The organism is Enterobacter pseudoroggenkampii, from assembly GCF_026420145.1.
Taxonomy (GTDB): domain Bacteria; phylum Pseudomonadota; class Gammaproteobacteria; order Enterobacterales; family Enterobacteriaceae; genus Enterobacter; species Enterobacter pseudoroggenkampii.
Map to the genome: position 1 here is coordinate 2,491,693 of NZ_JAPMLV010000001.1, position 18,305 is coordinate 2,509,997.

17 protein-coding genes and 1 tRNA gene are annotated in these 18,305 nt (G+C 53.5%); 7 read left to right on the forward strand and 11 right to left on the reverse strand.

Annotation, left to right across the window (positions count from 1 at the left end):
• The first annotated feature begins 134 nt into the window (after nucleotides 1-134).
• Nucleotides 135-1,064: a formate/nitrite transporter family protein gene (locus tag OTG14_RS12140; protein ID WP_048992644.1), complete on the forward strand. Its 930-nt coding sequence runs from the start codon at nucleotides 135-137 to the stop codon at nucleotides 1,062-1,064.
• Nucleotides 1,065-1,139: 75 nt separating this feature from the next.
• Nucleotides 1,140-1,211 (forward strand) — tRNA-Arg (locus OTG14_RS12145).
• A 50-nt stretch (nucleotides 1,212-1,261) separates the two neighbouring features.
• Here the strand turns inward: OTG14_RS12145 and OTG14_RS12150 are convergent.
• The 8 genes from OTG14_RS12150 to OTG14_RS12185 all read right to left on the reverse strand — a co-directional run bounded on the left by OTG14_RS12150 (nucleotide 1,262) and on the right by OTG14_RS12185 (nucleotide 8,544).
• Nucleotides 1,262-2,593, reverse strand: coding sequence for a VasL domain-containing protein (locus tag OTG14_RS12150; protein ID WP_248165288.1), 1,332 nt, complete (start codon nucleotides 2,591-2,593; stop codon nucleotides 1,262-1,264).
• Between the two features lie 91 nt (nucleotides 2,594-2,684).
• On the reverse strand, nucleotides 2,685-3,155 hold the full coding sequence (locus OTG14_RS12155; RefSeq protein WP_024907654.1) for a hypothetical protein: 471 nt from the start codon (nucleotides 3,153-3,155) through the stop codon (nucleotides 2,685-2,687).
• 14 nt (nucleotides 3,156-3,169) lie between these two features.
• Complete coding sequence (gene tssE / locus OTG14_RS12160) at nucleotides 3,170-3,622, reverse strand: type VI secretion system baseplate subunit TssE (protein WP_267215124.1); 453 nt, start codon at nucleotides 3,620-3,622, stop codon at nucleotides 3,170-3,172.
• Complete coding sequence (gene tssJ, locus OTG14_RS12165; protein WP_267215214.1) at nucleotides 3,615-4,151, reverse strand: type VI secretion system lipoprotein TssJ; 537 nt, start codon at nucleotides 4,149-4,151, stop codon at nucleotides 3,615-3,617. Before tssJ ends, tssE begins: the two co-directional genes overlap by 8 nt.
• Nucleotides 4,152-4,333: 182 nt before the next feature.
• The gene (gene tssK / locus OTG14_RS12170) at nucleotides 4,334-5,671 is read right to left on the reverse strand and encodes a type VI secretion system baseplate subunit TssK (RefSeq protein ID WP_090420035.1); all 1,338 of its coding nucleotides are present in this window, start codon (nucleotides 5,669-5,671) and stop codon (nucleotides 4,334-4,336) included.
• 18 nt (nucleotides 5,672-5,689) lie between these two features.
• A complete protein-coding gene (gene tssC, locus OTG14_RS12175) occupies nucleotides 5,690-7,234 on the reverse strand; it encodes a type VI secretion system contractile sheath large subunit (protein ID WP_032646678.1) in 1,545 nt (514 codons plus the stop codon).
• Nucleotides 7,235-7,266: 32 nt separating this feature from the next.
• Nucleotides 7,267-7,764, reverse strand: coding sequence for a type VI secretion system contractile sheath small subunit (tssB, locus tag OTG14_RS12180; protein WP_090420038.1), 498 nt, complete (start codon nucleotides 7,762-7,764; stop codon nucleotides 7,267-7,269).
• 642 nt (nucleotides 7,765-8,406) lie between these two features.
• Nucleotides 8,407-8,544 (reverse strand): hypothetical protein, encoded by a 138-nt coding sequence (locus OTG14_RS12185; protein ID WP_159427010.1) that lies wholly within the window; start codon nucleotides 8,542-8,544, stop codon nucleotides 8,407-8,409.
• Nucleotides 8,545-8,556: 12 nt separating this feature from the next.
• On the opposite strand from OTG14_RS12185, the gene lpxP reads away from it, so the two are divergent.
• A complete protein-coding gene (lpxP, locus tag OTG14_RS12190; RefSeq protein ID WP_024907634.1) occupies nucleotides 8,557-9,477 on the forward strand; it encodes a kdo(2)-lipid IV(A) palmitoleoyltransferase in 921 nt (306 codons plus the stop codon).
• Between the two features lie 358 nt (nucleotides 9,478-9,835).
• Nucleotides 9,836-9,907: a membrane protein YpdK gene (gene ypdK, locus OTG14_RS23745; RefSeq protein ID WP_099458937.1), complete on the forward strand. Its 72-nt coding sequence runs from the start codon at nucleotides 9,836-9,838 to the stop codon at nucleotides 9,905-9,907.
• A 52-nt stretch (nucleotides 9,908-9,959) separates the two neighbouring features.
• On the opposite strand, the gene alaC is transcribed toward ypdK, so the two are convergent.
• A complete protein-coding gene (gene alaC / locus OTG14_RS12200; protein ID WP_045909388.1) occupies nucleotides 9,960-11,198 on the reverse strand; it encodes an alanine transaminase in 1,239 nt (412 codons plus the stop codon).
• Between the two features lie 385 nt (nucleotides 11,199-11,583).
• Between alaC and OTG14_RS12205 the strand changes: the two genes are divergently transcribed.
• Together OTG14_RS12205 and OTG14_RS12210 are read left to right on the forward strand one after the other, a co-directional pair.
• Nucleotides 11,584-13,290, forward strand: coding sequence for a LytS/YhcK type 5TM receptor domain-containing protein (locus OTG14_RS12205; RefSeq protein ID WP_267215125.1), 1,707 nt, complete (start codon nucleotides 11,584-11,586; stop codon nucleotides 13,288-13,290).
• 3 nt (nucleotides 13,291-13,293) lie between these two features.
• Nucleotides 13,294-14,025 carry a LytR/AlgR family response regulator transcription factor gene (locus OTG14_RS12210; RefSeq protein WP_024907632.1) on the forward strand — a complete coding sequence of 244 codons (732 nt, stop codon included), beginning with the start codon at nucleotides 13,294-13,296 and terminating at the stop codon, nucleotides 14,023-14,025.
• Nucleotides 14,026-14,060: 35 nt separating this feature from the next.
• Here the strand turns inward: OTG14_RS12210 and glk are convergent, their stop codons facing one another.
• Complete coding sequence (glk, locus tag OTG14_RS12215) at nucleotides 14,061-15,026, reverse strand: glucokinase (protein ID WP_048029635.1); 966 nt, start codon at nucleotides 15,024-15,026, stop codon at nucleotides 14,061-14,063.
• 205 nt (nucleotides 15,027-15,231) lie between these two features.
• On the opposite strand from glk, the gene OTG14_RS12220 reads away from it, so the two are divergent.
• On the forward strand, nucleotides 15,232-16,467 hold the full coding sequence (locus OTG14_RS12220; protein ID WP_024907630.1) for an ion channel protein: 1,236 nt from the start codon (nucleotides 15,232-15,234) through the stop codon (nucleotides 16,465-16,467).
• Here OTG14_RS12220 and ipdC read toward each other — a convergent pair whose 3' ends face one another.
• Nucleotides 16,468-18,126 carry an indolepyruvate decarboxylase gene (gene ipdC, locus OTG14_RS12225; RefSeq protein ID WP_267215126.1) on the reverse strand — a complete coding sequence of 553 codons (1,659 nt, stop codon included), beginning with the start codon at nucleotides 18,124-18,126 and terminating at the stop codon, nucleotides 16,468-16,470.
• Nucleotides 18,127-18,305 lie beyond the last annotated feature (179 nt).

Here is an 18,305-nt window from a genome sequence, read left to right on the forward strand (position 1 = left end):
CTGGCAATTTTATAATGTCTTTTGAAAGAGATGTATCACCTTTGTTGCCATTGCCGCTAATTTAAGAGCATCCCCACAGGCATTCCGATAAAAGCCGCTACGCTTAACAAAAAGATCAACCTCCGGGAGCAAATATGAAAGACGTGGGCGAAGAAAAAATTGGCGAGAACAGTGAGGAACTTGAAATTGAAAGCGAGGAGAAAGCGCGGGGCGAGAAGATAGAAATTGATGAAGATCGCCTCCCCTCCCGCGCGATGGCCATCCACGAACATATCCGCCAGGACGGTGAAAAGGAGATGGAGCGCGACGCGATGGCCCTCTTCTGGTCAGCCATCGCTGCCGGACTCTCAATGGGCGCATCTCTGCTTGCGAAAGGGATATTTCATGTGCAGCTGGAGGGTGTACCCGGCGGATTTTTACTCGAGAATCTCGGCTATACCTTCGGCTTTATTATTGTCATCATGGCCCGACAGCAGTTGTTTACCGAGAACACGGTAACCGCCGTTCTGCCGGTGATGCAAAACCCCACCCTCGGCAACTTCGGTTTATTGATGCGTCTGTGGAGCGTCGTCCTGCTGGGTAATATCATCGGCACGGGCATCGCGGCCTGGGCGTTCGAATATATGCCGATCTTTGATGAACCCACCCGGGACGCGTTTGTGAAAATCGGCATGGATGTGATGAAAAACACGCCGGTGGAGATGTTCTCGAATGCCATCATCTCCGGCTGGATCATTGCCACAATGGTCTGGATGTTTCCTTCAGCAGGAAGCGCCAAAATTGTGGTGATTATATTGATGACCTGGCTGATTGCACTGGCTGATACCACACATATTGTGGTCGGTACCGTTGAAATACTGTATCTGGTCTTCAACGGTACGCTTCACTGGAGCGATTTTTTCTGGCCGTTCGCCCTTCCGACGCTGGCGGGTAACATCTGCGGCGGAACGTTTATCTTCGCGCTGTTAAGCCATGCTCAAATCCGTAACGACATGTCGAACAAACGCAAAGCCGAGCTTAAGGCACGGGAAAATGATGATAAATCGACAAAAAAACCGACCTGAATGGTGACTCTTTGAGCAGTCAGGCGGCGATGCGCTTAACGCACAGTGTAAATAAGGCTATACTCGTGCCGCCTCGTCCCCTTAGTTAAATGGATATAACGAGCCCCTCCTAAGGGCTAGTTGCAGGTTCGATTCCTGCAGGGGACACTTTGACCTCCACGCTTTTTCAAGCACATTCACCTGTCCACCGCCAGAATTCACTGCGAAGAAGAATCCCGTTTTATTTGAGCGTAACGCGTTGCCAGCTGTTTAAGACGCAACTCCAGCTGGGTCTTTTCGGCTTCAGGAAGCACACCTCCTGTTGGATGCTGTGACAGGCGTCTGAGTTGTTCTTCAGCCGGTATTGTTTGGTTAAATGACTGTATAGTCGAAAAAACCACCGATTTAAGCTCACTCACAGTGATATATTTTCCCTTTTGCTCATCCAGACTACTCAGCCGATGGCTCAGTTGCTGAAGCTTCATCATTCCCTGATACCAGCTGTTCATGGCATCAACAGGCAACGCTGCCGCGCTAAATTTTAGCTGCCACTGCACGGCGAGCGGCTTCGCTTCCTCCGGCTGCAATGTCTGGAGTTGTGCTAACAGCTGAAGGCTGTAGGAAATATTCCAGTCAGGAGGCAGCTTCTCCAGTCGGGCAAGCTGCTGCTGCGTTTCTGTAATAAACGTGGGCGGTAAAGTGCCTCGCTGTGCTAACGCCTCTTGCTGAACAGGGGTAAGCACTTCTGGTAACGATGCCAGCGAGGCAATAGCCTGCGTCGTTAAGGGATCGGGTCTGGACAGAAAGCCCCTTCCCCACGCTACGGCGACGCAGACCACCAGCATAGAACACATCCCGGCGACAAAGGGCTTCCATGGTCTGACCGCCCCGTGCGCTGTCGTAAGCCCGTCTGCATCAGGCTGATTCTCCGGCTGCACAACATAGACCCATTTCACTTCGTCAACCGGCGCTGCCCTTTCCTGAGGTATTTCGCAACCGGGCATCATGCGTGCATTCTGATCTGATGCGTCATTACTGCTTTCCAGCCGTTCAGCATTCGAACGTATCATTGTTCGTAACGTATCGAACTGGCTTAGGTGTTTCAGTTCAAGGCGCTGGAGTACCGCACTCAGCCGGGTAAGCAACGCTTCAGCACGATAAAGCTCACTAAGATGGCTGTTGTTGAGTGGAAGCATACGCATGCGCTGCTGCAGTCGCTGGCTCAGGCCGGTAAGGATCTCCAGACGAGTATGTAACGTCTTCGGCCAGAAAACGTCCCACTGATGGCTAATCAGGGCTTCCAGAATCGCCAGCCCTTCGTTCAGACCAGTCAATCCAGACAGGTGAGTCCGGGCAAGGGTGTACCAGGCCGCAGTCTGCAACTCCACACCGTTTTGTTCAAACAGAGAGAGGCAGCGTTTTTCGACATATTGCCAGTTCACATCCGGGCGAGCAGGATGCGTCAGCTTGCTGAGCTCATCGCGGAGGGCGGCGTAATCTGGCAGCGTGCGCGGGTCACCGCCGGTTTTTAACGTTATATGTGTGGTCATCCTGGAGGGCCTGCATATCCGTGTGGTTAATTTCGTCAGTTGATGTGAGGGGCTATTTTGCGTTTAAAAGTGCAATGACTCATAAATATCGCTATGGCAGCAGCGCTAAAATCAGACCGAAAAATACACCTTCATCAAATAGTTGTCCGGACCGGGATGAGGTATCAGGGGGAGTAAAGATCCAGCCATTTGCGTTCCCCACCCTCATGAACAGGCGTCCTTGAGAAATCACCTTGTCCCCGGAACAGAAAGTTATCTCGACACAACCTGCGACGCCCAGCCCATACAGAAAGATCGGCATAAATTTGACCGCCCGGCTGTCATAGCGCAAAACGATACCGGAAATCTCAAAAGCCCCGCCCTCCACCAGCAGATCCGGAACGGATACTGTCAGTGGCTCCACATTCAGTCCCGTATCCGTCAGCCACGCGTCCATTTGCTCCTGAAGCTGGGCCATTCGCTGGCGAAACTCTGCAATATCAGCCTGACTCTTGCTGATGGCAGGAACAGGTGCAGGTTGGCGTGCCTGCAACTTCTTCAGGAACTGTAATTTTACAGACATGATGTTATCGGACCTTATATACGAAGAGTGGCGTCGAGATACTGCTGTTGTCTGAGATGCCTTAACAGGACCCGTCCTTCGGGCATAAATTCAGTCCCGTAGCGCACCAGGCCACTCCCTTTAAGTTCAGCGTCAATGGCATAGCGCAGTTCACCGGGGACGTTCTGTTCCAGCAGGACAACGGTTATTTTTTTCAGGCGTGGTTCATATTTGAGCAGGACGGCAGACAATGTGCCCATCAGCTCATGGGCCGTTCCCGGCATGCCCTGCAGGATTTTGGTCATATCCGGCAGGCCGTAGTCAGGCAAATGCGCCAGCGTGCCGGCACGACAGTTGAGGATACGCTGCATGTTATCGAGCACGGACAAAATGACCTGGTTCTGCTCGCTGACCTGATGCAGGTCGAGGCCGCCGGTGAAGTTGCCATAAAGTGTTTCATACAGTGAAGGACGGGATGACTCACTCATCTTTCAGCGCCTGCAGAGTCAGTCGATTGCTGCCCGCATCAATCACCCGGGCCTTCTCCGGATCAAGCTCATCGCGGCTCAATACTACACGCCAGCTGTTGTTCTCCTGGTCAGGTGACATAAACATCCCGGCCACTGCCACGTACTGCGCATCTTTTTCCATTGGCATATCAACCGTTACCGCCCCCCCCGGCTGCAGCCTTATATCTTTCTCCGCCACGAGGTCTGCCTTGACGGCCTGGCTGTCGTCTTTAAACAATGACGGGTAATCCGTGCTGTCAAAGGTTTTGCGGTCTTTAAGCTGATAAATACGCACCACCGTCGACAGAGCGACACCTCCAGCATTGCTGTTCACGGCTTCACGGGCACGAATATCGAGATGCAGGATCTTCACCTGCTTATAAAAAATCGATTTAGTCACGGCGACAGTGCCGTCCGTAACACTCTGAGTAAGTCCACAGCCAGCCAGCATCAGCGTAATGCCTACAGCCAGCGTAACCAGAGGAAATTTACCAGCGGTATACACCATATGGTCACGGCTGATGTCGCTGTAACCAGCCTCAGTGAGCGCCGCTTTCGCCTCTTGCACCAGACGGCAGGCCCTCCGGTATAGCCCTTCCCCGTCACGGACTTCCTGACCGCCCCGTATCTGGCTGGCCATCAGCCAGCCCGGGTAGAAAATACGTTCTATCTGGCTGAGTTCAGATTTATTCATGTACGCAGCACCGCAAAGAGTTCGAGATCAACATCCCCCAGCGAGCGCGGGGTATAGAAGGTGCAACAGCCCATCTCAAGCATGGCGCGAGCCGCCTCACTGCTCAGATCCAGCGAGAAATACTGATTCTCAAGGCGCAACGGGATAGCGGCCGGAACATGCGTCAAAGGCTTAATCAGCATCCCACTCAGCGCTACATTCACCACATCCGAAACATCATCAAAGCTGCCCGCTTTACACAACTGCGGGAATTTTGTCTGAAGCTCATGGTTCGGCATGGAAGAACGTACTGAGAGGTAGAAGTCCGCCCCTTCGCGCAGACGCGCGTCGTGCAGGGCACCTTTCCAGATCTGGTCCTGATGCTCGAGGTGGATTCTTACGACCCGCGACGGCAGGCTCGCTTCAAAGAGCTTGTCCAGCAATGCCAGCAAAGGCGGGAATACCCGTTCCGGTGCATCGTGCTGATAAGCAGGAATGTCCCCGGCGTCATGTTCCAGGGAGAATGTCAGCAGGCTGCCGGCAAGACGAGTCAGTTCGCGGTACAGGAGTTCCGGGTGACGATCGGGCGTCTGCAGAAGTTCCGTTAACACCGGCTCGGCGCTGTTCAGCGCATTCAGCAGCCAGAACAGGGAGACATCCGCGACAGCAAAGTCTGCCATCCGCTCATTGCTTTCACGGCGCATAGCCATCAGGCGACGGCGGCGGGCCTGCAGACGAACCAGCAGGTCACCCAGTTCGGTGGCCAGCGACGGGCTTGCAGAAAGGGAAAGCATCGGCGGAATGAAAGCCGGGTCCCGGCTCCACTGCCCCTGAGCATTACGCACCAGGCGGGTCACCGGACAGGTCAGGTATGCCGTATTTTCCTGGCTGGACAAACGCAGGGTCAGCGCATGACGCAAAATGGCCAACTCCCCGCTTTCATGACCAGCCAGTTCCTGCACCACCACACGTTCGGCTTTCCAGCGACGCGGGCGTTCACTGTCCTGTCCGTTATCGAGGTTGCCACCACTGGCGCTCAGCAGTGGCAATGCGGCAACCACCTCAACAGCCTCTGAGCCGTTTGCGGCAGACAAATCACAGACCGGCGGAATATTATCCGCCAGATCCGTATCAACAATCGTGCCATCCTGGAAACTTACGACCAGACGGATGGCATTCAGACGCGAGAGCGCAAGTGCAGCATCATCAAATTCTGCCGCAACCACGCCCCAGGGATGAGAAATACCCATCCGGGCGACCATGCTGGCAACGTGCTCACTCCAGCGGACCTGCTGCTGGAACTGTTGCGGGGCCAGAGCGGCCCCATCCTCCCAAAGTGGGCGGTAAATTTTCATCCCTGATCACCCCTCGCCTTACGATTTCGCTTTCGGCATCTGGGAAACCAGCGACAGGTTTACGTCCATCCCTTCCACCTGGAAGTGCGGGATCGCATACAACTTCACGCGGAAGAAGCCCGGGTTATCCTCAATATCTTCCACCACCACTTTTGCATCACGCAGCGGATGAGATGCCTGCAGTTCGTCGCCCGGATCGGTCATTTCGGTCACCAGACTGCGGACCCAGGTGTTCAGCTCCAGCTCCAGAAGTCGGCGATCCTTGGTGGTACCGATGTTCTCGCGCTGAATCAGCTTCAGGTAGTGGGCGATACGCGACAGCAGGAAGATGTACGGCAGGCGGGCGTTGATGCGGCTGTTGGCCGTTGCATCTGCGGTATCATACAGCGCCGGTTTCTGGGCGGAGTTGGCTGAGAAGAAGCAGGCGTAGTCGCGGTTTTTATAGTAGGACAAAGGAATAAAGCCCAGATTCGCGAACTCGAACTCACGCGTTTCAGGGATCATGACCTCAGACGGGATTTTTACCTGATTGCCGGTACCCAGGTCATAAAGATGGATAGGCAGATCCTGAACCGCACCGCCGGCCTGTGGGCCACGGATTTGTACGCACCAGCCATTATTGATAAAGCTACGCACCATGTTGGACGCGAAGGCAAACGACGCATTCGTCCACAGGTATTTGTCGTGATCCGGACCTTTGACTTCTTCAACATAGTTGAAGCTGCGAACCGGAACGGTATCCGGGCCATACGGTAAACGACCCAGTACGCGGGGCATCACCAGACCGATGTAGCGAGCGTCGTCCGTATCGCGGAACGATTTCCACTTGATGTACTCTGCGCGGTCAAAATAGTTACCAATATCTTTAATCGCCGCGACGTCTTCCATTGACTCCTTGAGGAAGAATTTTGGGCCTGCCGAGCCGATAAACGGCATATGTGCAGCCGCGGATACTTTAGAGATGTTGCGCAGCAGAGCGACATCCTGAGCTGAAGCATCGAACTCATAAGCGGAAATCAGCGCCGCAATCGGCTCGCCGCCCGGGGTATCATATTCATCAATGTAGGCGTGTTTATACAGACCACTCTGGATGATTTCCGGGCTGTCTTCAAAGTCCTGGCGCAGGTCTTCTTTAGACATGCTCAACAGCTCAATTTTCACGTTCTGGCGAAAATCCGTTTTATCAACCAGCGACTTCACGCCGCGCCACAGGCTCTCAACCGCCTGAAACTCTTCATGGTGCATAACGGCGTCGAGCTGGCGGCTTATCTGGTAATCGAGCTCAGCGATGTGGTGATCGATCAGGCTTTTATCCAGTTTTTCGACTTTCGAGCCTGCCTTGGTCAGGCATTCCAGAAAGACCTGCATACCTGCGGTGAGACGCTCGTCAGCGGTCGCATCCGACATCGCCTGCGCATCTTGCCAGATATCCAGCGCGCTCAGCTCGGAGACAGGGTTCAGATTGATTTTCTCAAACAGTGAGGCGTATACCCCACCCACACCAGGGCGTTCCAGCACCACGCTTTCCCCGCCAGCAGTATTATTTTGTACAGACATGAGCATTCCTTGATTAATCCGTTAAAACAGCATGATGGTTAAGGTTTTTTTGAAGCCAGTGCGGATAGTTCATTTCGCAACTCAGCACTAAGTGACTGGTCAAGAACGATTTTCTCCAGCTCTTTTCGGAAAGTCTGGTTATCCAGCAGGTTGGCTTTCAGATCGCGGAGCAAGTTGCGCATCGCCAGCATCGCCTTCAGCTGTGGAATTTGGGCTGCCACCTGCTCTGGCGTGAAATCTTTCATGCTCTGGAAAGTCAGCTGAATGTTGTCCTCACCACCATCGTCAGACAGCGTATTTTTAACGGCCAGATTAACTTTTGGGGAATATTCGGAAAGAACGCTATCGAAATTATTTTTCGTGATGTTAACTTTTTCACGCTCAGATATTGAAGAAGACTCCCGCCCATTACTGAAATCACCTGTAACCAGTAATTTCAATGGCAATTCCATTTTCTTGCTTGCCCCGCCAGTATGCAGATCAAGCTTCAGGTTAATACGTGCCTTAGGCACCTCATTCTGAAAACTGTCAGCCATCTCATCACCCCTTTTTGTTTTGGTATGCCAACTTCACGGTATCGTTCTTGATGCGCAATAATAGAATAATAATCGAATAAAAATCAAATACACAGATCTTTTATCTGAGATAAGAAATTTCTTAAGAATTTTCCACTAAAACATTATGGCGAATTACTCTGCCATCTCAGAAAAAGACACTGCTTTTGGTATGCAAACCGAATATTTGTATCGAAAAAGTGATCGCATACAGATAGACACCAGGAAAAATACGTTATATTGATTTGCATCAAAATGTTGAGACCAAAAATCATGAATTGAGGGCAATGTATTATTGCAGCGCAATAAAAACAGAATGCTTTTCAGTAATGGATACAAACTGAATTATTGGTTGCATAAATAATACATGAGAATTTTCACATGGAATTTTCCTATTCGCGAATGTTGAAGCGATAAATAAACTTCACAAGTGCGTAATCGGTCACGAATAAATACGCTGCTCTTTTATCCACACACCCTCATCAGAAGATGCTCTCTCTTCCCGGATAGGGCAGACGGCATACTCTTGCATGCGAGTGATTATAAAATCTGTAAAATCAATCACCTTCCGAACTGCCGCTTTTTTAATCAAAAACGAGTAATAGCACATATCGTATAACGGTGCTACATTACGCCGCCCGCCCAAATCAGCAGTGGCCAGGCAACGCCGTAAAGTTCGGTAAAGCCTGCAACCATCACCTTGAAGAACGGTCTTATCGGCACGTCGTATCGCAAACTCTGCGCTACCTTTACAGGCTTCACATAGGTTTCACTATTTTGTCTCAATCCAAATTTCAACGCGCGTTTTTACACCCGCGTTACTGGTTTACATGGTTTGGTCTTGGCGTTCTCTGGCTGCTGGTTCAACTTCCGTACCCTGTACTGCGTTTGCTGGGGTCGAAACTGGGCAGCGCTTCCCGCGTTTTCCTGAAACGTCGCGAATCCATCGCACGGAAAAATATTGAGCTTTGCTTTCCGCAGTACAATGCCGAAGAGCGCGAGAAGCTCATCGCTGAAAACTTTAAGTCTATCGGCATGGCGCTGCTTGAAACCGGCATGGCCTGGTTCTGGCCGGATGAGCGTGTCCGTAAGTGGTTTGATGTAGAAGGACTGGATAACCTTAAACGCGCGCAGATGCAAAAACGCGGCGTGATGGTCGTCGGCGTTCACTTTATGTCGCTGGAACTGGGTGGCCGCGTGATGGGCCTTTGCCAGCCAATGATGGCGACCTATCGACCCCACAACAGTGCGCTGATGGAGTGGGTCCAAACGCGTGGCCGCATGCGTTCCAATAAGGCGATGATCAGCCGTAATAACCTGCGCGGTATGGTCGGTGCTCTGAAGAAAGGTGAAGCCGTCTGGTTTGCACCCGATCAGGATTATGGACGTAAAGGCAGCAGCTTTGCGCCCTTCTTTGCGGTGAAAGACGTTGCGACGACTAACGGCACCTTTGTCATTTCGCGTCTGTCGGGCGCTTCCATGCTGACCGTAACGATGGTGAGAAAAGCAGATAAGTCAGGCTATCGTCTGCACATCTCCCCTGAAATGGCTAACTATCCGGAAAACGAGTGCGAAGCCGCAGCGTTTATCAATAAAGTCATCGAAACTGAAATCATGCGTGCGCCAGAGCAGTATCTGTGGATGCATCGCCGTTTCAAAACCCGCCCTCTTGGCGAAGCCTCTCTCTATATTTAAGTCTTTCAGGAAGGTTAGTTTCGCTAAGAAACTAACCTTTTCAATCACCTGTCATCCCGTTGAGAAGCCCTCTTTCGTTGCGTCGCCCAAAGTGAATTTATTGCGATGCGAAATCAAACTGTCGCCGTTCCACGACACTCGTAAGTGACGGAAATTATTTAAAAAAATGCCTCTTGTCACCCCTCATTTTTAGGCGTACATTAGCGCCGTCTGGCAACAGGAAAGCACAGAATTCTGAACTGGAGTTAACGGCGTAACGGGAAAATTCTCATTTCCGTTTTGACCGGATTTCAGTTCTCTATAATCAGGTGGACTCTGTTTTTAAATGCGTACCACAAGATACGCGGAGCGATGAAACGTGAAATATTTCTTTATGGGCATTTCGGTGATTGTTTTAGTCTGGGCCGGAACCTTTGCCCTGATGATCTAGTGAAGAACATGCAGTCAAAAAAACAGGAGCCATCGGCTCCTGTTTTTTTATGTCATGTCGACGCGGGATGTTCAGCCACGCTCTTCGACGAAAGAAGGCCGTCGGCCCGGAACATACTCTTGATGCCCCTCACCGCCTGACGGATACGATCGCTGTTTTCAATCAGTGCAAATCGCACGTGGGTGTCGCCGTAATCACCAAAGCCAATGCCCGGTGATACGCACACCTTCGCATCCTGCAGCAGTTTTTTGGCAAACTCCAGCGATCCCATCGCCGCGTACGGCTCCGGAATTTTTGCCCAGACGTACATAGACGCCTTCGGCATTTCCACCATCCAGCCCGCTTCATGCAAGCCCTTTACCAGCACGTCACGGCGGCGCTTATACTGGGCGGCAATCTCGTGAACGCACTGCTGGTCGCCTTCCAGGGCAGCGATAGCCGCGACCTGTAGCGGCGTGAAGGTACCATAGTCGTGGTAACTCTTAATGCGCGCCAGTGCGCTCACCAGCGTTTTGTTACCCACCATAAAGCCAATACGCCAGCCTGCCATGTTGTAGCTTTTTGACAGCGTAAAGAACTCGACCGCCACGTCACGCGCGCCCGGAACCTGCATGATGGAAGGCGCTTTCCAGCCGTCATAGACGATGTCAGCGTAGGCTAAATCATGAACCACCAGCACGTCATAACGTTTAGCCAGGGCGACGACTTTCTCGAAGAAATCGAGCTCCACGCACTGGGCCGTTGGGTTCGACGGGAAACCAAGGATCATCATCTTCGGTTTCGGGTAGCTTTCACGAATCGCACGTTCCAGTTCGTTAAAGAAATCGACACCTTCCACCAGCGGAACGGAACGAACCTGCGCCCCGGCAATCACCGCGCCGTAGATGTGGATCGGATAGCTTGGATTAGGCACCAGCACCGTATCGCCATGATCCAGCGTGGCCAGCATCAGGTGTGCCAGCCCCTCTTTCGAGCCGATGGTGACAATCGCTTCACTTTCCGGATCGATATCAACCTGATAGCGATCCTGATACCAGCGCGAGATCGCGCGACGTAATCTGGGAATACCACGAGACGTTGAGTAGCCGTGCGTATCCGGGCGCTGGGCAACCGTACAGAGCTTCTCAACAATATGCGGTGGCGTTGGGCCGTCAGGGTTACCCATGCTGAAATCAATAATATCTTCGCCGCGCCGACGCGCAGCCATTTTCAGTTCAGCAGTGATATTGAAAACATAAGGGGGGAGACGATCGATACGCGTAAAACGGCGTTCAGGACTGAATTCAGCCATAGATTCCTCAGATTAACGTTAGCGCCCGGACCGTCCGAGCGACGCTGCCACCGATGTGGCATGCTTAGAAAATAACCTGAAAAAAATCATGCTGTCGAGAGGGAAATGAAAAAAAAGCGATCGCCTGAAAACCGGAACCCGGCAGTGCCAAAAAGCGGAAGCCCCTGTTTCAGGGTTGGCTTTCTGATAGCCGTTATTTAACAGGATGATATCAAAACAGTTACCTGACGATGCGCTGGCTATAAAAAATCAGGCCGTGTCGTTACCGCCGGACAATCCCCTTTAAGAATCATGGTTTTTCCTCATTTGATAAACCTGACGGATAGCTGGTCAATACGCGCCAGGTTTTTTATCATGGTTCTTTCCCGTTTTCCCAGGTCTACTCGTGCACGAAATATTCACTATGCTGCTGGCGGTTTTTGACCGTGCGGCATTAATGCTGATTTGCCTGTTCTTCCTCATCCGCATTCGCCTGTTTCGCGAGCTGTTGCACAAATCCGCCCACTCGCCAAAAGAGCTGCTGGCCGTTACCGCCATCTTTTCGCTGTTCGCCCTGTTCAGCACCTGGTCAGGCGTGCCGGTAGAGGGCTCGCTTGTTAACGTGCGCATTATCGCCGTGATGTCCGGCGGAATTTTGTTTGGCCCGTGGGTGGGCGTTATCACCGGCGTGATTGCCGGAACCCATCGCTACCTGATTGATATCGGCGGCGTAACGGCGGTGCCCTGCTTTATTACCAGCATTATCGCCGGGATGCTCTCCGGCTGGATCAGCCGCAAAATCCCGAAAAAACAGCGCTGGCGCGCCGGGATCGTCGCAGGCATGGTGTGCGAAACGCTGACTATGATCCTGGTCGTCGTCTGGGCCCCCACCACCGCCCTAGGGCTGGATATCGTTTCGAAAATCGGGATTCCGATGATCCTGGGCAGCGTGTGCATCGGTTTTATCGTGCTGCTGGTGCAAAGCGTTGAAGGGGAAAAAGAGGCCAGCGCCGCCCGTCAGGCCAAGCTGGCGCTGGATATCGCCAACAAAACGCTGCCGCTTTTCCGCCACGTTAACGCGGAATCGTTGCGTCAGGTCTGCGAGATTATCCGCCACGACATCCACGCAGACGCCGTCGCCATCACCAATATTGACCACGTGCTGGCCTACGTTGGCGTCGGGGAACACAACTATCGCGATAATGATGACACCATCAGCCCGACCACCAGACAGGCGATCAATTACGGTAAAATCATTATTAAAAACAATGACGAAGCCCACAGAACGCCGGAAATCCACTCCATGCTGGTGATCCCGCTGTGGGAGAAAGGCGTCGTGACGGGCACGCTGAAAATTTATTACTGTCACGCGCATCAGATCACCTCCTCCCTGCAGGAGATGGCGATTGGCCTGTCGCAGATTATCTCCACTCAGCTGGAAGTCTCCCGTGCAGAACAGCTGCGTGAGATGGCAAATAAGGCAGAGCTGCGCGCGCTGCAGAGCAAAATCAATCCCCATTTCCTGTTTAACGCGCTGAACGCGATCTCCTCGTCCATTCGTCTTAATCCGGACACCGCGCGCCAGCTGATTTTTAACCTGTCCCGCTATCTGCGCTACAACATCGAGCTGAAAGATGACGAGCAGATCGACATCAAAAAAGAGCTGTATCAGATCAAGGACTACATCGCCATTGAACAGGCGCGCTTTGGTGACAAGCTCACGGTCATTTACGATATTGATGAAGAGGTCAACTGCGTGATTCCGAGCCTGCTTATCCAGCCGCTGGTCGAAAACGCGATTGTTCACGGCATTCAGCCCTGTAAAGGCAAAGGGGTGGTCACCATCAGCATCACCGAAAGCGGTAACCGGGTACGCATTGCCGTGCGCGATACCGGCCACGGGATTGACCCAAAAGTCATTGAGCGCGTGGAGTCTAACGAGATGCCCGGGAATAAAATCGGCCTGCTGAACGTGCACCACCGGGTCAAGCTGCTTTACGGCGACGGACTGCATATTCAGCGTCTTGAGCCGGGCACCGAAATTGCTTTTTACGTCCCGAATGAGCGTTCTCCCGTTCATTCGACAACATCACTGTTGCCCCAGGTGGAGTAACCCATGAAAGTTATCATCGTAGAAGATGAATTCCTGGCTCAACAGGAGCTCACCTGGCTTATCAACACCCACAGCCAGATGGAGATTGTGGGTACGTTTGATGATGGTCTGGACGTGCTGAAGTTTTTGCAGCATAACCGGGTCGACGCCATTTTTCTGGATATAAATATCCCGTCGCTGGATGGCGTATTGCTGGCGCAAAACATCAATCAGTTTGCCCATAAGCCGTTTATTGTTTTCGTTACCGCATGGAAAGAGCACGCCGTAGAGGCCTTCGAGCTGGAGGCGTTTGACTATATCCTTAAGCCTTACCAGGAGTCGCGGATTGTCAGCATGCTGCAAAAGCTGGAGGCCGCATGGCAGCAGCAGACCGCCCCCGCTAGCGCCACCCCAACGGTACGGGAAAACGACACCATTAATCTGGTCAAAGATGAGCGCATCATCGTGACGCCGGTCAATGATATCTACTATGCCGAAGCCCATGAAAAGATGACGTTTGTTTATACGCGGCGGGAATCTTACGTGATGGCGATGAACATCACCGAGTTTTGCAGCAAGCTGCCTGCGTCGCACTTTTTCCGTTGCCACCGGTCGTTCTGCGTGAATTTAAACAAGATCCGCGAAATCGAACCGTGGTTTAACAACACCTACATTTTGCGCCTGAAGGATCTGGATTTTCAGGTGCCGGTGAGCCGCAGCAAGGTGAAAGAGTTCCGCCAACTGATGCACCTGTAAAGAAAAAGCCCTCTCCCGCGGGAGAGGGCTCTACGTCACAGGATTTGACCGAGAACCTGACGCAGATGGGCACCCGACCCCAGCAGGCCTGGATTATCATGCACGATCAGATAAACCGGAATGTCCTGCACGTAGCTTCTGAAGCGCCCTTTATCCTCAAACCCGCCGCGGAAGCCGGAGGCTTTAAAGAAGTCGAGGAAGCGCGGCACAATTCCGCCCGCAATATAGACCCCACCGAAGGTGCCCAGCGTCAGCGCCAGGTTGCCGCCGAAGCGTCCCATAATCACGCAGAACAGCGACAGGGCACGACGGCAGTCAATGCAGCTGTCCGCCAGCGCGCGTTCGGTGACGTCTTTCGGCTGCAGGTTTTCCGGCAGACGACCGTCAGATTTCACAATCGCACGGTACAGGTTCACCAGCCCCGGACCCGAAAGGACGCGCTCGGCGGAGACGTGGCCGATCTCAGCGCGTAATTCTTCGAGGATAATGCCCTCTTCTTCGCTGTTTGGCGCAAAGTCTACGTGGCCGCCTTCACCCGGCAGGCTCACCCAGCGCTGAGCAACGTGCACCAGATGTGAAACGCCCAGGCCGGTACCGGCCCCGTAAACCGCAATTGGCTTACCTTCGACAGGTTCAGCGCCGCCAAACTGGATCAGATGCTCCGGCTTCAGCATCGGGATCGCCATGGACACCGCGGTGAAGTCATTGATGATTTCAAGATGCGCAAAGCCGAGGTTTTTTTTCATCTCGGCGATGGAGAATGCCCAGGTATGGTTGGTCATTGCGACCCAGTCGCCGGTTATCGGGCAGGCAATGGCGATGCAGCCATCTTCGACGCTAACCTGATGCTCGTCCAGATAGACGCGGACAACGGCCTCAAGGCTTGGATAATCCAGCCCTGAGTAGGTTTTCGCCCGGGAAATTTCACCGCTACTTACATCGCATAATGCGAGGCGCGCGTTCGTGCCGCCCACATCACCTACCAAAGCATACTTTGTCATTCTTCTACTGCTCCGCTAAAGTCAGAATAAATCTTTGGGACACTGTAAATTCAAGGCGTGATAACAACAACGGCCGTAAGGTGAATGCCCATGGATTATCGATCTTCGTCACAGAATAACTTTACCGTTTCAGCACCTTTTGCACTATTGCCATAAAGCTTAATGTGCAAAGTAACGTAATACCGTTTTGTACAAGGAAATCATCATGCTCCACCCGCGAGCCAGAACCATGCTGTTGCTGGCTATTCCGGCGCTAATCATTGGCGTGGTTTCAAGCCTGGTGCTCATTGTCGTGATGAAAGTCGCGTCGGTGCTGCAAACACTATTATGGAACGCGCTTCCTGCAGGACTGGGGGTCACCGCGGATTCTCCTGCCTGGATCGTTGTGATGCTAACGTTGACCGGTATTGCGGTGGGCCTGGTGATCCGTTTCAGTCCTGGCCATGCTGGACCAGACCCGGCACAGGAACCGCTGATTGGTGCCCCGGTTTCTCCTTCGGCACTGCCGGGGCTGATTATCGCGTTGATTCTCGGTCTGGCCGGTGGCGTCAGCCTGGGACCAGAGCATCCGATTATGGCGGTCAACATTGGCCTGGCGGTTTTCCTCGGTTCACGCATTTTGCCCCGCGTCGGCGCGCTGGACTGGACCATTCTCGCCTCCGCAGGCACCATCGGAGCGCTTTTCGGTACACCCGTCGCTGCCGCACTGATCTTTTCGCAGACGCTCAGCAGCAATAACGACGTCCCCCTGTGGGATAAACTCTTTGCGCCGCTGATGGCCGCCGCCGCCGGGGCGTTGACCACCAGCCTGTTTTTCCATCCTCATTTTTCACTCTCACTCCCCCACTACGGCCAGATGCAAATCGCCGATATTTTCAGCGGCGCCATCGTCGTCGCTATCGCCATTGCGCTGGGGATGGTGGCGGTATGGTGCCTTCCACGTCTGCACCGGCTAATGCATAGACTCAAACACCCGGTGTTAATTCTGGGGGCTGGCGGTTTGATCCTCGGTATTTTAGGGGCAATCGGTGGGACGGTGACGCTGTTTAAAGGTCTGGACGAGATGCAGCAGCTGGCCTTCAGCCAGGTATTTAGCGTCTCCGACTATCTGCTGTTTGCCGTAATCAAGCTGGCAGCGCTGGTGGTGGCGGCCGCCTGCGGTTTCCGCGGTGGACGCATCTTCCCGGCGGTCTTTGTCGGCGTCGCGCTGGGGCTGATGCTGCACGAACATGTCGATGCGGTGCCGGCGGCGATTACCGTCTCCTGCTCTATTCTGGGACTGGTTCTGGTGGTCACGCGCGACGCGTGGCTCAGCCTGTTCATGGCGGCGGTAGTCGTACCGGATTCGACGCTTTTCCCTCTGCTTTGTATCGTGATGTTGCCCGCCTGGCTCCTGCTGGCGGGCAAACCGATGATGATGGCCTGGCGAAACGACAAGTAGTCAGGCGTTATTGCGCGCTTCCAGCGCTCTGGTAAGCGCCCCCAGCAGCGGTGGAATATCTGCTTTTGGCAGCATCACCTCAATCAGCGAGAGCCGCTCGTGGTGCGCCACTTTTTCAAGGACGTCCGCCAGCTGCTCCGCTTCACTGACCCGCCAGCACTGGGCCTGAGGATCAAGGCTCAGTGCCTGCGGGATTTGCGTCCAGTTCCATAGCGCAATGTCGTTATACCGCTGCTCCGGCCCGTGGATCGCCCTTTCTACCGTGTACCCTTCGTTGTTAAGGACCAGAATGATGGGGTGCTGTTTATCCCGCAGCATTGAGCCTAGCTCCTGAATGGTGAGCTGCGCCGCGCCATCCCCCGTCAGCACAATCACACGCCGGTTCGGGCAGGCCGTTTGTGCGCCAAATGCCGCCGCCAGCGTATAGCCAATCGATCCCCACAGCGGCTGGACGATAAAATTCACGTCAGCCGGCAGACGAAGGTCGATCGCGCCGAAGGCCGAGGTGCCCTGATCCGCAAGAATGATGTCCCCCGGGCGGATAAACGTCTGCAACGTTTGCCAGAAATTCGCCTGCGTCAGCGAGCCATCCGGCTGCGGGTAGGCCATCGCGCTTTGAGAGGCCGGTACCGGCGTATCGTGTACGTGCTGTTTACACAGCTCCACCAGCGTTTCGATTGCCTGGAGCATGGGGATGCCGGTAAACCAGATATCACCGACGCGTGAGGCGTGAGGCTGAACTTCTATCGTTTGAGCCGGGGTAAGCTGATGCGTGAAGCCGGCGGTCAGGGTATCGGTAAATCGCGTGCCGATGCACAGCACGGTATCCGCCCCTTCAATCGCCTCTTTTACCGCGCCGGCGCTCGCCGAACCGCTGTACGTGCCGTAAAAACCGGCGTGACGCTCGTCAAATATGCCTTTACCCATCAGCATAGTGGCGTGCGCCATCGGCACGTCCTTGACCCATTTCTGTAGCGCATGCTTCAGGCCATGGCGCAGGACAAGGAAATCGGCCAGCAGCGCAGTACGCTTGCTCCTGGCAAGCCTGTTTTCTGCGGCATCCCGGAACGCTTTCAGACAGGCGCTATCGGCATGCGCGTGCCGGAGCGTGAGAGCGTTTACAGGCGGTGTGGCGGCCTTTTTAGCCACATCGGCGGGCAGCATCAGATAGCCGGGACGACGTTCCCGGAGCATGGTCGTTAATACCCGGTCGATTTCATAACAGGCGTTTTGTTCGGTCAGGATCGCCTGTGCAGCGGTGATCGGTTCGCTCATATGGTAAAAATGACGAAACTCACCGTCGCCCAGCGTATGGTGCAGCAGCTCACCTCTTTGCTGTGACGCCGTACCCGGCGCACCCACAATATGCAAGACCGGAACGTGCTCGGCGTAGCTGCCCGCAATGCCGTTCATGGCGCTTAACTCTCCTACGCCAAATGTCGTCAGCAGCGCGGCGAAGCCCTTACATCGGGCATATCCATCAGCGGCGTAAGAGGCGTTTAACTCGTTGGCACAGCCCACCCAACAGATATCCGGGCTGTCTATCACATGGTCGAGAAACTGCAGGTTATAGTCGCCCGGCACGCCAAACAGATGATCGGCTCCACAATCTGTAAGACGGTCCAGCAGGTAATCGGCGACGCAGTATGGGGTACGCATAAACAGGTATCCTTCTAATGTTTTGACCTCACCTTGAGTATTAAATAAGCGTGATGGCTGTCCAGAATTGGCGATAAGAAGACCATGGAAAGAATGCTTTACAAAAAAGGCTGCGCTATGCTGCTTTTTTTCACGTAGATGTAAACGCATACACTGATTTTTTACTTCAGCGCCAGAGG

Excerpts from the sequence above, each read along its gene's own strand:
- OTG14_RS12140 (WP_048992644.1), top strand. The coding sequence starts at position 135 with ATGAAAGACGTGGGCGAAGAAAAAATTGGCGAGAACAGTGAGGAACTT.
- OTG14_RS12150 (WP_248165288.1), bottom strand. The coding sequence starts at position 2,593 with ATGACCACACATATAACGTTAAAAACCGGCGGTGACCCGCGCACGCTG.
- OTG14_RS12155 (WP_024907654.1), bottom strand. The coding sequence starts at position 3,155 with ATGTCTGTAAAATTACAGTTCCTGAAGAAGTTGCAGGCACGCCAACCT.
- tssE (WP_267215124.1), bottom strand. The coding sequence starts at position 3,622 with ATGAGTGAGTCATCCCGTCCTTCACTGTATGAAACACTTTATGGCAAC.
- tssJ (WP_267215214.1), bottom strand. The coding sequence starts at position 4,151 with ATGGTGTATACCGCTGGTAAATTTCCTCTGGTTACGCTGGCTGTAGGC.
- tssK (WP_090420035.1), bottom strand. The coding sequence starts at position 5,671 with ATGAAAATTTACCGCCCACTTTGGGAGGATGGGGCCGCTCTGGCCCCG.
- tssC (WP_032646678.1), bottom strand. The coding sequence starts at position 7,234 with ATGCTCATGTCTGTACAAAATAATACTGCTGGCGGGGAAAGCGTGGTG.
- tssB (WP_090420038.1), bottom strand. The coding sequence starts at position 7,764 with ATGGCTGACAGTTTTCAGAATGAGGTGCCTAAGGCACGTATTAACCTG.
- alaC (WP_045909388.1), bottom strand. The coding sequence starts at position 11,198 with ATGGCTGAATTCAGTCCTGAACGCCGTTTTACGCGTATCGATCGTCTC.
- OTG14_RS12210 (WP_024907632.1), top strand. The coding sequence starts at position 13,294 with ATGAAAGTTATCATCGTAGAAGATGAATTCCTGGCTCAACAGGAGCTC.
- glk (WP_048029635.1), bottom strand. The coding sequence starts at position 15,026 with ATGACAAAGTATGCTTTGGTAGGTGATGTGGGCGGCACGAACGCGCGC.
- OTG14_RS12220 (WP_024907630.1), top strand. The coding sequence starts at position 15,232 with ATGCTCCACCCGCGAGCCAGAACCATGCTGTTGCTGGCTATTCCGGCG.
- ipdC (WP_267215126.1), bottom strand. The coding sequence starts at position 18,126 with ATGCGTACCCCATACTGCGTCGCCGATTACCTGCTGGACCGTCTTACA.